The sequence below is a fragment of the Tenacibaculum sp. genome (assembly GCF_050290165.1).
In the GTDB taxonomy this organism is placed as follows: Bacteria; Bacteroidota; Bacteroidia; order Flavobacteriales; family Flavobacteriaceae; genus Polaribacter.
Genome location: NZ_JBNKHD010000015.1, coordinates 350,444 through 364,572 on the forward strand (window position 1 = coordinate 350,444; position 14,129 = coordinate 364,572).

The 14,129-nt window shown below is 32.4% G+C and carries 15 protein-coding genes; 12 read left to right on the forward strand and 3 right to left on the reverse strand.

Going from position 1 to position 14,129, the window contains the following annotated elements; all coding sequences use genetic code 11:
* Positions 1-67: 67 nt before the first annotated feature.
* Entirely contained in the window at positions 68-1,912 is a 1,845-nt protein-coding gene (locus ACQY6M_RS12800) for a DUF349 domain-containing protein (protein WP_428742276.1), read from the forward strand.
* 80 nt (positions 1,913-1,992) lie between these two features.
* Here the strand turns inward: ACQY6M_RS12800 and ACQY6M_RS12805 are convergent, their stop codons facing one another.
* Both ACQY6M_RS12805 and ACQY6M_RS12810 read right to left on the reverse strand, forming a co-directional pair.
* Entirely contained in the window at positions 1,993-2,388 is a 396-nt protein-coding gene (locus ACQY6M_RS12805; RefSeq protein ID WP_428742277.1) for a hypothetical protein, read from the reverse strand.
* Between the two features lie 9 nt (positions 2,389-2,397).
* Positions 2,398-4,068: a M1 family metallopeptidase gene (locus tag ACQY6M_RS12810; protein ID WP_428742278.1), complete on the reverse strand. Its 1,671-nt coding sequence runs from the start codon at positions 4,066-4,068 to the stop codon at positions 2,398-2,400.
* Positions 4,069-4,169: 101 nt separating this feature from the next.
* Between ACQY6M_RS12810 and ACQY6M_RS12815 the strand changes: the two genes are divergently transcribed.
* The 4 genes from ACQY6M_RS12815 (at position 4,170) to ACQY6M_RS12830 (ending at position 7,950) form a co-directional block, all read left to right on the forward strand.
* Positions 4,170-4,970, forward strand: a complete 801-nt coding sequence (locus ACQY6M_RS12815; RefSeq protein ID WP_428742279.1) for an SDR family oxidoreductase — start codon at positions 4,170-4,172, stop codon at positions 4,968-4,970.
* Between the two features lie 123 nt (positions 4,971-5,093).
* Positions 5,094-5,747 carry a fructose-6-phosphate aldolase gene (gene fsa, locus ACQY6M_RS12820; protein ID WP_428742280.1) on the forward strand — a complete coding sequence of 218 codons (654 nt, stop codon included), beginning with the start codon at positions 5,094-5,096 and terminating at the stop codon, positions 5,745-5,747.
* 108 nt (positions 5,748-5,855) lie between these two features.
* Complete coding sequence (menD, locus tag ACQY6M_RS12825) at positions 5,856-7,538, forward strand: 2-succinyl-5-enolpyruvyl-6-hydroxy-3-cyclohexene-1-carboxylic-acid synthase (protein ID WP_428742281.1); 1,683 nt, start codon at positions 5,856-5,858, stop codon at positions 7,536-7,538.
* A 1-nt stretch (position 7,539) separates the two neighbouring features.
* Positions 7,540-7,950 carry a DNA-binding protein gene (locus ACQY6M_RS12830; RefSeq protein WP_428742282.1) on the forward strand — a complete coding sequence of 137 codons (411 nt, stop codon included), beginning with the start codon at positions 7,540-7,542 and terminating at the stop codon, positions 7,948-7,950.
* A 1-nt stretch (position 7,951) separates the two neighbouring features.
* On the opposite strand, the gene ACQY6M_RS12835 is transcribed toward ACQY6M_RS12830, so the two are convergent.
* Positions 7,952-9,193 carry an alpha/beta hydrolase-fold protein gene (locus ACQY6M_RS12835; RefSeq protein WP_428742283.1) on the reverse strand — a complete coding sequence of 414 codons (1,242 nt, stop codon included), beginning with the start codon at positions 9,191-9,193 and terminating at the stop codon, positions 7,952-7,954.
* Positions 9,194-9,287: 94 nt separating this feature from the next.
* Here ACQY6M_RS12835 and ACQY6M_RS12840 point away from each other — a divergent pair, with 94 nt between their 5' ends.
* From ACQY6M_RS12840 to ftsY, 7 genes are all read left to right on the forward strand, one after another.
* Positions 9,288-10,127, forward strand: a complete 840-nt coding sequence (locus tag ACQY6M_RS12840) for a 1,4-dihydroxy-2-naphthoyl-CoA synthase (RefSeq protein WP_121147029.1) — start codon at positions 9,288-9,290, stop codon at positions 10,125-10,127.
* A gap of 63 nt (positions 10,128-10,190) precedes the next feature.
* Complete coding sequence (locus ACQY6M_RS12845) at positions 10,191-10,799, forward strand: fumarylacetoacetate hydrolase family protein (protein WP_428742284.1); 609 nt, start codon at positions 10,191-10,193, stop codon at positions 10,797-10,799.
* A gap of 41 nt (positions 10,800-10,840) precedes the next feature.
* Positions 10,841-12,085: a competence/damage-inducible protein A gene (locus tag ACQY6M_RS12850; RefSeq protein WP_428742285.1), complete on the forward strand. Its 1,245-nt coding sequence runs from the start codon at positions 10,841-10,843 to the stop codon at positions 12,083-12,085.
* Between the two features lie 165 nt (positions 12,086-12,250).
* A complete protein-coding gene (gene rpmB / locus ACQY6M_RS12855; protein ID WP_028893013.1) occupies positions 12,251-12,490 on the forward strand; it encodes a 50S ribosomal protein L28 in 240 nt (79 codons plus the stop codon).
* A 28-nt stretch (positions 12,491-12,518) separates the two neighbouring features.
* Positions 12,519-12,701, forward strand: coding sequence for a 50S ribosomal protein L33 (gene rpmG, locus ACQY6M_RS12860; RefSeq protein WP_013070733.1), 183 nt, complete (start codon positions 12,519-12,521; stop codon positions 12,699-12,701).
* A gap of 27 nt (positions 12,702-12,728) precedes the next feature.
* Positions 12,729-12,881, forward strand: coding sequence for a DUF4295 domain-containing protein (locus ACQY6M_RS12865; protein WP_428742286.1), 153 nt, complete (start codon positions 12,729-12,731; stop codon positions 12,879-12,881).
* Positions 12,882-13,085: 204 nt separating this feature from the next.
* Positions 13,086-14,039 carry a signal recognition particle-docking protein FtsY gene (gene ftsY, locus ACQY6M_RS12870; RefSeq protein ID WP_428742287.1) on the forward strand — a complete coding sequence of 318 codons (954 nt, stop codon included), beginning with the start codon at positions 13,086-13,088 and terminating at the stop codon, positions 14,037-14,039.
* Positions 14,040-14,129 lie beyond the last annotated feature (90 nt).

Below are 14,129 nucleotides of genomic sequence, written 5' to 3' on the forward strand. Positions count from 1 at the left end.
AAATTTGGTATTCTCTAAGAATCCGTATATTTATAGTCTAAAATATAGGAACTTAAACATTGTAGATATGTTAGAAAATAATAAAGAAAAAGTAGAACAACCAATAACTAAAGGAGAGGTAAGTGCTAATGAAGATACTGAAAAAGCAGTAAATGAAGTAGAGAACGAAGTGGCTAATGAAGCTGAAAAAGCTGATGAAAAGCATGAAATACCAATGCTTGATTATGCTTCAATGGAGCTGGAAAAATTAGTCTCAGAGTTAAAAAAGCTATTAAAAAACCATCCTGTTCAGCAATTAAAATCAAATGTAGATGCTATTAAAATAGCATTTAATTCTAAGTTTGGTAAGTTGTTAGCTGATAAAAAAGAAGCATTTTTAGCAGAAGGAGGGAATTCTATTGATTTTCAGTTTTCTAGCCCGTTAAAAACAGAGTATAACACATTACTTGGAGAATACAAAACGAAACGTGATGCATACTATTCTCAGTTAGAAAATCAGTTAAAGGACAATTTAGATAGAAGAAATAATCTAATTGAAGAGTTAAAAGCTTTAATAGAAGAGGCAGATCCAAAAACAATGTACAACGATTTTCAAGAGATTCAAAATCGTTGGAAAAATATAGGGGCGGTTCCTAAAACAAAGTATAATGATACTTGGAGAACGTATCATCATCACGTTGAGCGTTTTTACGACTTATTACATTTAAACAAAGACTTTAGAGAGTTAGATTTTAAACATAACTTAGAAGAGAAATTAAAGCTGATAGAACGAGCAGAGGCATTAAATGATGTCGAAGATGTTAATGCTGCATTTAAAGAATTGCAAGAGTTACACCGCTTGTGGAAAGAAGAAGTTGGGCCTGTAGCGAAAGAGAACAGAGAAGAAGTTTGGGGTAGGTTTAGTGAGGCTACTAAGAATATACATGACAAGCGTCATCAATTTTTTAAAGAGTTAAAATCTAAGTATCAAGAAATGATAGATGCTAAATTGGCAGTAGCTGCTGAGATTAAAGCATATGATACTTCTAAAAATCAAACGCATAACGATTGGCAAAAAAGTATTGCTGAAATAGAAAAATTGCGTAAAAAATACTTTGATATAGGAAAGTTACCTTATAGTAAAAGTGAGGCTGTTTGGCAAGAATTTAAAGCGGCTACTAAAAAGTTTAACACCGCAAAGAATGCTTTTTATAAGTACGAAAAAAGTTCTCAGAATGAGAATTTAAAAAAGAAAATGGAATTGATAGAATTAGCGGAAAGTCTTAAAGATAGTGAAGACTGGAATGAAACTACCAATACCATGAAACGTATACAGTCAGATTGGAAGAAAATAGGACATGTGCCTCGAAAATTTTCTGATGATATCTGGAAACGTTTTAAAGATGCTTGTAATTATTATTTTGATAGACTTCATGCTCGTAAAAATGAACAAAATAAAGAGCAGTTAGCAGTTGTCGAAGCTAAAAAAGACTTTATAGAAGAAGTTAAAACGGCTGAGATAACAACAGAAGAAGATGTAGAAAAGACTTTGGTTGAATGGAGAGATTTAGGAGCGTTGCCAAGAAATGCACGTTACTTAGATGAGAAATTTAATAAAGCTATGGATGCTCATTTAGATAAGTTAGATATGAGCAGAAATGATATCGAAATGATGAAGTTTAAGAGCTTAGTTGATACGTACTTATCTCAAGAAGATTATAGGAAATTAGATAGCGAGCAATTCTTTATTCGTAAGAAAATAGATGAAACTGTTCGTGAAATGCAACAATTAGAAAACAATTTAAGCTTTATCTCTAATGCTACAGAAGACAATCCTTTAGTGCAGAATGTTCGTAAAGGAATTGATGAGTTCAAAGATCAATTAGATATTTGGCAAGAAAAATTAGATTACTTAAAAAAGTTAGAGTACTAATCGTATTTTACTTAATTGCATAAACAAAAAAAACTCGAATCATTATGATTCGAGTTTTTTGTTTATACATTACTTCGTTGTTAATTTTTAGCGGTTATAAGCTCTGTTATAGAGAGAATAATAATGATTATAACTTCACCTGAAATATATATCCATCCTAATCTAGTAATTGTTTCTAAATGATATAAAGCAGCACCGATAGATAAAGAACAGTACAAGAGATTCATCAAAGCAATCCACTTTAAAAATTGTTTTTGTTTGCTATCCTTTTTTTGATAACAGTAAAAATCATAGAATGCAAAGAATACAGGTAAAATAGCTAGTAAATAAAGAGTAGATGGTGGAATCCCAAAAATACTTTCAAACTTCACCAGCACGACCCCCAATAAAAAGGCTGATACAAATGCTCCTAAACCATCTATTAAAAATAGCTTTTTCGGGTTTAAGAGCAAGTTTTTTATTTGCTTCTTAACCATAAGGTTATTTTACATAGACTTTGAATACACATAAAAATTAGGGTCTACCTCAATAGAAGAGCTATCAATTGTCTTAGTTTGCCATTTTTCTGTAGGACTCAATAGTATAGATTTTCCGCTAACATTTATTCTTAAAGGCATATTAAATCCTTTAACAACATTAGTCCAACGATATTTTAATATCTTGTTTTTGATTGTGTATTCAAATTCTGGGATTTTTACTGTACGCAAGTATTGGTCAAAAACCTTACTTAAATCAATTCCAGATTTATCAATCAAGTATTGTTCAATTTCTTGAGTGGTTACTGTCTTATGATAAAATTCTGAGTTCAACCCACGTAAAATTTGTCGCCACTTTTCATCATCGTTCACTAATTGACGTATGGTATGTAGCATATTGGCTCCTTTATAGTACATATCTCCAGATCCTTCATTATTTACGTCATAATGTCCAATAATAGGAACGTCATTTTGAATAGCACTACGTGTACCTATAACATATTCAGCAGATGCCCTTTTTCCGTAATAATAATCCAAAAATAAGTTTTCTGAATAGGCAGTAAAACTTTCATGAATCCACATATCGGCAATATCCTTATCGGTAATATTGTTAGCAAACCATTCGTGACCAGATTCATGAATAATAATAAAATCGAATTTTAATCCCCAACCAGTTCCTGATAAATCTCTCCCTAAGTACCCATTTTGATATTGATTTCCGTAGGTTACAGAACTTTGATGCTCCATTCCTAAATAAGGAACTTCTACTAGTTTAAAACCATCTTTATAAAAAGGATACTTACCAAACCAATATTCAAAAGCTTTCATCATTTTAGGGGCATCCTTAAATTGTTTTTTTGCTTTTTCTAAATTGTCTTTCAGTACATAATAGTTCATATCTAATTCACCGGCTTCACCTTGATATTTTTCTGAAAAATGGACGTAATCACCGATGTTTACATTCACTCCATAATTATTAATAGGATTATCTACAAACCAATGATAGGTTGTAGTATTGTCCTTGTGTTGTTCAATGTTGCGTAAACGACCGTTAGATACATCCATTAAGTTTTTAGGTACACGAACACTGATAGCCATACTATCTACTTCGTCATACATATGGTCTTTATTAGGCCACCAAACACTAGCACCTAAACCTTGGCAAGAAGTAGCCACAAAATGGTTTCCATTATTGTCTTTTTTCCAAGAAAAACCTCCATCCCAAGGAGCTCTAACAGCTTCTTTAGGTATACCTTCGTAATACACATCAACAGCGTTTATTTCACCTGTTTTTTGAGGGGATTCTAGTTGGATAAAATGAGCGTTCCCTTCAGAAATAACTTTCAAATCTTTATTGTTTTGAGTTGCTTTGGTAATTTTTAAAGGAGGTTGCAAATCAATTTGTAAAACTTGATGAGGTTTTAAAACTTTGTATTGAACGGTGTTTTTCCCTTTGATGAATTTTTTATCAGGATCAACAGAGATGTTAAGATGGTAATATGTTAAATCCCACCAAGATCTTTCTGGAGTAATGGAACCTCGTAAGGAATCTTGACGGGTAAACTTCTCGCTTTTTGAAAATAAGGCTGTACTTTTTTGGGCTGAAATAGATGAACATCCAGTAATTAAAATCATCAAAGATGAAATAAAAACAGAAGTAAAAAATGTTTTTTTATGCATAGTGTTTGTTCTTGTTGTTCTTGAGTGAGAAAATGCTAAGATAAGTTTTTAAAGTTTTTTTATTGAGGGTAACTTTAAGATATTTGTTTAAAATTAGAGCAATGTCAAAAACAGTTTTTATCACAGGAGCTTCTTCAGGAATAGGTAAGTCAATCGCTATGTATTTGCATGATAGAGGTTATGTGGTATATGGTACAAGTAGAAATCCAGAAAAGGTAGATGTTCCGTTTCATATGGTAGCGTTAGATGTCACTGATGAGACTTCAATTAAAAATGCAGTTGAAGATGTGGTGACAAAAGCAGGAAAGATAGATGTGTTGATTAACAATGCAGGAAAAGGAATTACTGGTCCTATTGAAGATACACCGACAGATGAAATGCGTGGTAATTTTAATACGAATTTCTTTGGTGTTATTGATGTGATTAAAGCGGTGTTGCCTCATATGCGAAAACAGCAATCAGGAATGATTATTAATACAACTTCAATTGCAGGTTATATGGGGTTGCCTTTTAGAGGAATTTATTCAGCAAGTAAAGGAGCTTTAGAATTGGTGACTGAAGCATTAAGTATGGAAGTAAAAAGTTTTGGAGTCAAAGTGGTAAATATTGCACCTGGTGATTTTGCTACCAATATTGCAGCAGGTAGATATCATACACCTGTTTTTGAAAATTCTGCTTATAAGGAGAAATATGCGGAGAATTTAGCTTTGATGAATACTCATGTTGATTCTGGGGCAGATCCAATATTAATGGCGAAAGCAATTCATCAAATTATTGAAAATAAAAACCCAAATATTCATTATAAAGTAGGTGGATTTATGGAAAAATTCTCCGTAGTTTTAAAAAGAGTATTGCCTGATAAAGTTTACGAAAAACTCCTAATGAATCATTATAAATTGTAAATTCGCAGTGCGTTAGCGGTTGAAGCAAATAGGTGAGTAATTTGGAAGTTATAATTTGTTTCAGAAGTAAAGTAACGCGCAAAGTATTAAGGTTTTAACACAACTACATAATTTATATAACAGATGAAATTTTTTATTGATACTGCTAACTTAGATCAGATTAGAGAAGCGCAAGCTTTGGGTATTTTAGACGGAGTAACTACAAACCCTTCGTTAATGGCTAAAGAAGGAATTACAGGAGAAGAAAATATTATTAACCACTACAAAGCTATTTGTGAAATTGTAGAAGGAGATGTTTCTGCTGAGGTAATTTCTACTGATTTTGATGGAATGGTAAAGGAAGGAGAAGCGTTAGCTGCGTTACACCCACAAATCGTAGTAAAGTTACCTATGATTGCTGATGGTATTAAAGCATGTAAATATTTTTCTGATAAAGGAATTAAAACGAATGTAACACTAGTGTTTTCTGCTGGTCAAGCATTATTAGCAGCAAAGGCAGGAGCTACATATGTATCGCCATTTATCGGTCGTTTAGATGATATTTCTACAGACGGATTGAATTTAATTGAAGAAATCCGTCAGATTTATGATAACTACTTATTCGATACGCAAATTTTAGCTGCATCAGTACGTCACACAATGCATGTGATTGATTGTGCTAAAATTGGGGCTGATGTTATGACAGGTCCTTTAAGCGCAATTGAGGGATTGTTAAAACACCCATTAACTGATATTGGTTTAGCTAAATTTTTAGCAGATTATAAAAAAGGAAATTAACCAACTTAGTTGGTAGAAAATATAATGTCATTTCGACCGAAGGGAGAAATCTTTTTATTTATAAAGATTTTTATCCTTTTTCGAAATGGCATTTTTTAACGTTATAAAATGTTCCCAAAAAAAGAACTCGCACAATTAGTTATTTCTGTATGTCATCAATTTGATGTTGATACCGTTGTTATATCTCCAGGATCGAGAAACGCACCGTTAACAGTAGGGTTTACAAATCATCCAAAAATTAAGACCTTGAGTGTGGTAGATGAGCGTTGTGCTGCTTTTTTTGCATTGGGAATTGCACAACAAACTCAAAAGCCTGTAGTTATAACTTGTTCTTCGGGGTCAGCTTTGTTGAATTATTATCCTGCAATTGCTGAAGCGTATTATAGTCAGATTCCGTTAATTGTAATTTCTGCGGATAGACCTAAGCATTTAATTGATATAGGTGATGGGCAAACCATTCGTCAAGAGAATGTATTTGAAAATCATATCCTGTTTTCAGCGAATTTGATCGAAGAAGAAAATAAATTAAAAAACAATACTGATTTATTAGTTGAAGCTTTTCAGGCTTCTATCATCAAAAAAGGACCAGTTCATATCAATGTTCCATTTGATGAGCCTTTATATGAAACTGTAAATGAGGAATACCCTGTCATAGCGAACAAGGTGAAGCAATCTTTTGATGTTTTGAATGTCATTTCGAGCGCAGTCGAGAAATCTCAAATAGATTATCAAAAATTTTCATCTATTTGGAATTCTTCGATTAAGAAAATGATTTTAGTGGGAAGTAGTTTTCCAGATTCTGAACTACAAAAAGCACTATCATTATTTGCTGAAAATAGTTCTGTAATCATTTTAACTGAAACAACTTCAAACTTACATCATCCTAAGTTTATTAATAGTATTGATAAAGTTATATTTCCTTTGTCAGTAGAGCAATTTGAAGTGTTTAAACCAGAAGTTTTAGTAACTTTAGGAGGTATGGTGATTTCAAAAAAAATCAAACAGCTTTTACGAAAATCACCACCTAAAGACCACTGGCATATAGATGAGTTAAAAGCAATGGATACCTATCATTGTCTATCTGAGTTTGTACAAACTAATCCAGTAGATTTCTTAACAAATTTGTGTGAGATAAATAAGGATATTAAAAGCGATTATCAACAAATATGGTTAGAAGAGAAGACTCAACGAGAAGAAAAGCATGATGCTTATTTGCAAATTTGTGAGTATTCTGACTTGAAAGTATTTGAAAGTATTTTACAAAAAATTCCGAATGATTCCCAATTGCAAATTAGCAATAGTTCTACTATTCGATATTCGCAGTTGTTTAATGTAAATCCGACCTTGAGAGTATTTTGCAATAGAGGAGCAAGCGGAATAGATGGGAGTACAAGTACTGCTGTAGGAGCAGCATTTGCTGTTAATAAATCTACGACATTTATCACAGGAGATTTAAGCTTCTTTTATGATAGTAATGCATTGTGGAATACTAATACTCCAAAGAACTTTAGAATTATTATTTTAAACAATGCAGGAGGTGGTATTTTTAGATTCATTCCTGGTCCGCTAACAACCAATGCTGCAGATTATTTTGAAACACCTCATAATTTAACAGCAGAGCATTTAGCAAAAATGTATGGTTTTGACTATGTTTCAGTTGAAGATTTAAAAGAATTGGATAGTAGCTTAGCTACTTTTTATGCAGAATCAAATCAACCTAAAATAATGGAAGTTTTTACTCCAAAAGAAATAAATGATGTAGTTTTAAAGAACTATTTTAAAAACTTATAAGATGGAATTAAAAGAAGGCGATAAGGTAGAGTTAGTAATTGGTGTACAAACTGCATTAGGTTATACAGTTTTGATTAATGAAGAATATGAAGGTTTATTGTATAACAATGAAGTTTTTAACGATATAGAAGAAGGAATGCGTACTGTGGGGTATGTAAAAAAGATACGTGAAGATGAAAAAATTGATGTTTCACTTCGTCCACAAGGTTTTATGAATGTAATTGATTCAGATGTAGATAAAGTTTTACATAAACTACAAGAAAAAGGTTTTTTACTATTAACAGATAAAAGCTCTCCTGAATCAATTAAATTTCACTTACAAATGAGTAAAAAAGCATTCAAGAGAGCTATTGGCAGTTTGTATAAAAGTAAAAAAATAGAATTACAAGAAGATAGAATAGTATTAAAATAAACTATTCTTTATCTTCTTCTTGTTGTTCTTGATTTTCATCTTCTGTATTTTCTTGTGTAGGTTTTTCTTTTTTTACAGTGGTCATTAAGTCGTTAACACGTTTAATGTTTTCGTAAAAAGCATTGGTATTAGGATCAGAAGGATCCATTTTTCCGTAAGCAGCTTTATAGTAAAAATCTGCCTTTTCATAGTCCTTTCCTAATTCATAGTATTTACCGATATAAAAATCCCCCATGTGTGAGTCTGGGTATTTTATCATTACAAAATCTCCTAGTACTCTTAGGTAGTCCCCATCTTGTCTGTCAATTACAATATCTTCAATAGCAAAAATATCATCTAAACGAACATTTAAGTTTGAACCATATAAATACTGGATGTCTAAGTATTTCTTCTCTACATATTTAATAGCATCTAAAGGAGCTAAATCTTTAACATTAGCTTCAAATTCTTCTTTTGTAATTTTTGAATACAGGGCAAACATTTGTGTGAATGCTCTTGGAATGGTTTCTCCAATCATGGAAAGATAACTCGGAGCAGTTTCAAATTCATCAAAGTTTACATGTAAGTTTTTAGCTTCATATGAGGTTAATAATGTTTTAATGTCACTAAAACGGTTGTATTGGTCAGTGTCGATATACTTTTTGTTGTTGCTAGTGTATACAAAATAAGTGTTATCAATAGAGCCTAATCTGTTCAATGAATATGAATCTATAATAACTGGAGCAAATTGAGGAAAGTCTGGCGTAATACAGATATATGAGTTGAAAACAGGTTGCTCATCTTTTAAATAATGTGTGATAAAATTAGCCCCTTTTCCTTCGCCAACAATCGTCATAAAAGCGGAAGTTCTAAAATTTCCTTCCATAAATGGAATTAGTTCGTGTTTTATAAAATTAAAAAAATGAACTCCAGAAGTTGTCAATGCATTGTTAGCAGGAATTATCGAAATATCCTTAGCATACGTATTTTTCATGTCGATACCTACAACAATTTGTCTTGGTGCTTTATCTACATTGGCATATAGTTTTGCATTTCCCACATATAAGTCAAAAAGATATTCATCACCCAATATAATCGCTAAAGGATAATTGGTAGTTTCATCTACATCGTAACCTTTAGGAAGGTAAACTTTAATATTTCTACTTGTGCCTAATTCACTGGAATTAACTTTTTGAGAAATTACTTTTTGAGAAAAAAGACTGGTGCTAATTAATAAAGCAAATACTAAATAAACTTGTTTCATATTGGGGGTAAATTATATCGTTCAAATATAGAAAAGAAAAATAAAGTTATTATGTTATTTTTGTACATCTAAATAACGACAATATTTTAAAATTATGATACAACCAGATTGGAAAGTAGCCAAAGAATACGAAGATATTACTTATAAAAAGTCGCATAATGTTGCAAGAATAGCATTTAACAGACCAAATGTGCGTAATGCATTTCGTCCTAAGACTACGTCTGAGTTATTAGATGCCTTCCATGATGCACATGAAGATACTAATATTGGAGTTGTATTATTATCAGCTGAAGGACCGTCAACAAAAGATGGTGTTTGGAGCTTTTGTTCTGGAGGAGATCAAAATGCACGTGGGCATCAAGGATATGTAGGAGAAGATGGTTATCACCGATTAAATATTTTAGAAGTACAACGTTTAATTCGTTTTATGCCAAAAGCAGTAATTTGTGTGGTTCCTGGTTGGGCAGTAGGTGGTGGACATAGTTTACACGTAACTTGCGATTTAACGTTAGCAAGTAAAGAGCATGCGATTTTTAAACAAACCGATGCTGATGTTACTTCGTTTGACGCAGGGTATGGATCAGCATATTTAGCTAAAATGGTAGGGCAGAAGAAAGCGCGTGAAATCTTTTTCTTAGGAAGAAATTATTCGGCTCAAGAAGCTTATGAAATGGGAATGGTAAATGCTGTTATTCCTCATGACGAATTGGAGCAAACTGCTTTTGAATGGGCACAAGAAATTTTAGCAAAGTCACCAACTTCAATAAAAATGTTAAAGTTTGCAATGAACTTAACGGATGATGGAATGGTTGGTCAACAGGTGTTTGCGGGTGAAGTAACTCGTTTAGCTTATATGACCGATGAAGCAAAAGAAGGACGTGATGCGTTTTTAGAAAAACGTAAGCCAAACTTCCCAAAAACTTGGATACCTTAAAACCAGCTGTCATTTCGAATGAAAGTGAGAAATCTCTAAGTCAAACGTAAAAACAAATCAACATTGAAAATAATTTGTATTGGGCGTAATTACGCAAAACATATAGAAGAATTAGCGAATGAAAGACCAGAGAATCCTGTAGTTTTTTTGAAGCCAGATTCGGCTATTCTTCCAAAGAAAATGCCATTTTTTATCCCGCCATTTTCAAATGATGTGCATTATGAGGTAGAAGTATTGGTAAAAATAAATAAAGTGGGGAAACATATTTCTCCAAAGTTTGCTCATAAGTACTATGACACAGTCGGATTGGGAATTGATTTTACTGCACGAGATGTACAAACTGAGTGTAAAGAAAAAGGATTGCCATGGGAAAAGGCCAAAGCTTTTGATGGAAGTGCTATTGTTGGAGAGTTTTATCCAAAAGAAGAGTTTGATTTAGAAAATATTTCTTTTCAATTACTAAAGAACGATGAGGTGGTTCAAGATGGAAATACATCAAACATGCTGTGGAAGATTGATGAGTTGGTAAGTTATGTGTCACAGTATTTTACCTTAAAAAAAGGAGATATTATTTTTACAGGTACACCAGCTGGTGTTGGTAAAGTAGTAGAAAATGACATATTAACAGGAACTATTGAAGGAAAACAAGCTTTTGAAATAAAAGTAAAATAAAATATCCCGCTTCGGCGGGATTCTTTTTTAGAAATAAATAAATGAATGCAGAAATTATAACGATAGGAGATGAAATTCTTATCGGGCAAATAGTGGATACCAATTCGCAATGGATTGGTCAGGAACTTAATAAAATTGGAGTTTCAGTTTATCAAATATCTTCTATCCAAGATGAAAAGCAACATATACTAAATGCGTTAAAAGAAGCAGAAGGTAGAGCAGATATTGTCATTATTACTGGAGGATTAGGACCAACCAAAGATGATATTACTAAAAAAACAATTGCTGAATATTTTCAAGATGAAAAGGTTGTTGAATACTCGGAGGTGATTGATAATATTAAATATTTATTTAAGAAAGTAAATCATCCGTTTAACGAAATTCAGAAGTATCAAGCACAGCTTCCTTCTAAAGCAACCTTATTAATGAATCGTTTGGGAACGGCACCTGGAATGTGGTTTTATGAAAATAATACTGTTTTTGTATCGCTTCCTGGAGTTCCGTATGAAATGAAAGGGTTGATGACACATGAAGTGTTACCAAGACTTCAATCAACTTTTAAGCTACCTTTTATTTTGCATAGAACGATTATGACGGTGGGCACAGGTGAAACCATTATTGCTGAAAGAATTTCAGAATGGGAAGATGATTTACCTGATTTTATAAAACTAGCTTATTTACCATCATATGGTAGCGTTCGTTTACGTTTATCAGCAAAAGGAAATGATAAAGAATTGCTAGCACAAGAGATGGAGAAGCAAGTTGCAGCATTATATGCTCTAATTCCAGAGATTATAGTTGGCGATGATAATGAGACTTCACTAGAAAAAGAAGTTGGGAAACTGTTACAACAACGTGGAAAAACTCTAGGGACTGCTGAAAGTTTAACAGGAGGAAAAATAGCATCCACTATGGTTTCTGTTTCTGGGGCTTCCAATTATTTTATGGGTGGATTTGTAACATATACAGCAGCTTTAAAAGAACAGCTATTAGGAGTTTCGAAAGAAATAATTGATCAATTTACGGTAGTAAGTAAAGAAGTTGCAGTTGCAATGGCAAAAGGATGTTTAGATAAATTACAAACGGATTATGTTATAGCAGTTACAGGAAATGCAGGACCAACTACGGATCATAACGATAAGAATGTAGGTTTGGTATATATTGCCATTGCTAGTAAAAATGGAGTGGAAGTGCAAGAGTTTAACTTTGGGCAACCTAGAGAAAAAGTAATCAATAGAACGGTAACTAAATCTTTAGAACTTTTACAATCAATCATATTAAAATAATTAGTATTTTTGCGCCCGTTACGCTTCCAAATAGGTTAGATGCTGAACCTAAGTTTTGAATGGATTAAAATAATTTAAAATTTAACCGAGAATATTTTTGTGCAATAAATTAAAATGCATAAATTTGCACCTCGTTTAGAAATAACACTAAAAACTGTCAAGAAGATGTCTAGAGTTTGTGAATTAACAGGAAAAAAAGCGATGGTAGGTAATAATGTATCTCACGCTTTAAATAGAACTAAAAGAAGATTTAACGCTAATCTAATGACTAAGCGTTTCTATATTCCAGAAGAAGATAAATGGATTACTTTGAAAGTATCTGCTTCTGCATTAAAAAATATTAATAAAAAAGGAATCTCTGCGGTTATTAAAGAAGCAAGAGCTAATGGTTTCTTAACTAAATAATTCCTTACTTAGATAAAATTTTAGAGAGATGGCAAAAAAAGGAAACAGAGTTCAAGTAATTTTAGAGTGTACTGAGCACAAAGCTTCTGGACAACCAGGAACTTCTCGTTATATTACAACAAAGAACAAAAAGAATACTCCAGATAGAATGGAATTAAAGAAATTTAATCCAATCTTAAAGAAGATGACAGTTCATAAAGAAATTAAATAATTAGCTACGGCGTAAACTTTAATTAAAATGGCAAAGAAATCAGTAGCAACTTTACAAACAGGTTCGAAAAGATTAACCAAAGCTATCAAAATGGTAAAGTCACCAAAATCAGGTGCTTACACTTTTGTTGAGGCTATTATGGATCCAGATAGAGTGAATGACTTTTTAGCAAAAAAGTAATTCTTGTATACAGTTTAAAGAAAAGCTACTTTCATCAGAGAGTAGCTTTTTTTATATTTGACAGTCTCAAATCTATAGCATAGCTTAAGGTCTTTAAAAGATGTTTCAGTTTCTATCAATGAGGTAACAATATAATGACAATTTGACCGTATTAATAAAATGGTATAGTTTTTAACCTATTATTAGCGATTATAAAATTTAACAATGAGTTTTTTTAAGAAAATCTTCTCAAAAGAGAAAAAAGAAACCTTAGATAAGGGATTAGAAAAAACCAAAACAAGTTTTTTCTCTAAATTATCAAAAGCAGTTGCAGGAAAAGCAAAGGTTGATGATGATGTGTTAGATAATTTAGAAGAAGTACTTGTATCGTCTGATGTAGGAGTAGACACTACTTTAAAAATTATTGAAAGAATAGAGGAGCGTGTATCGCGTGATAAGTATTTAGGGACTGATGAGTTAAACCAAATTTTGCGAGAAGAAATTGCAGGTTTATTATCAGAAACGAATACAGGCGATGAAACCGATTTTACCATTCCTGTTAATACTAAACCATATGTATTAATGGTAGTAGGGGTGAACGGAGTGGGGAAAACAACGACGATTGGTAAGTTAGCTTCACAATTTAAAAAGAAAGGTTTAAAAGTGGTTTTAGGAGCTGCTGATACTTTTAGAGCTGCAGCTATAGATCAGTTACAAGTATGGGCAGATAGAACTGATGTGCCAATTGTACGCCAAGAAATGGGTTCTGATCCTGCATCTGTGGCATATGATACCGTACAGTCAGGGGTAAACCAAGGAGCCGATGTTATTATTATCGATACCGCAGGTCGTTTACACAATAAGGTAAACTTAATGAATGAGTTAACCAAGATTAAACGTGTAATGCAAAAAGTGGTACCAGATGCACCACATGATGTATTGTTAGTGTTAGATGGCTCTACAGGACAAAATGCCTTTGAACAAGCGAAACAATTTACCAAAGCAACGGAAGTAACTTCATTAGCAGTAACCAAATTAGACGGTACTGCTAAAGGAGGAGTAGTTATTGGTATTTCTGACCAATTTCAAATTCCTGTAAAATATATTGGAGTAGGAGAAGGTATTGACGATTTACAAGTGTTTAATAAACATGAATTTGTAGATTCGTTTTTTAAATAGTAAATGCTATTCCTGCGTAGGTAGGAATTTCAGTATAAATAAAAAACTCCCATTTAGGGAGTTTTTTGTGCTTATAACTTGAGGGGTCTA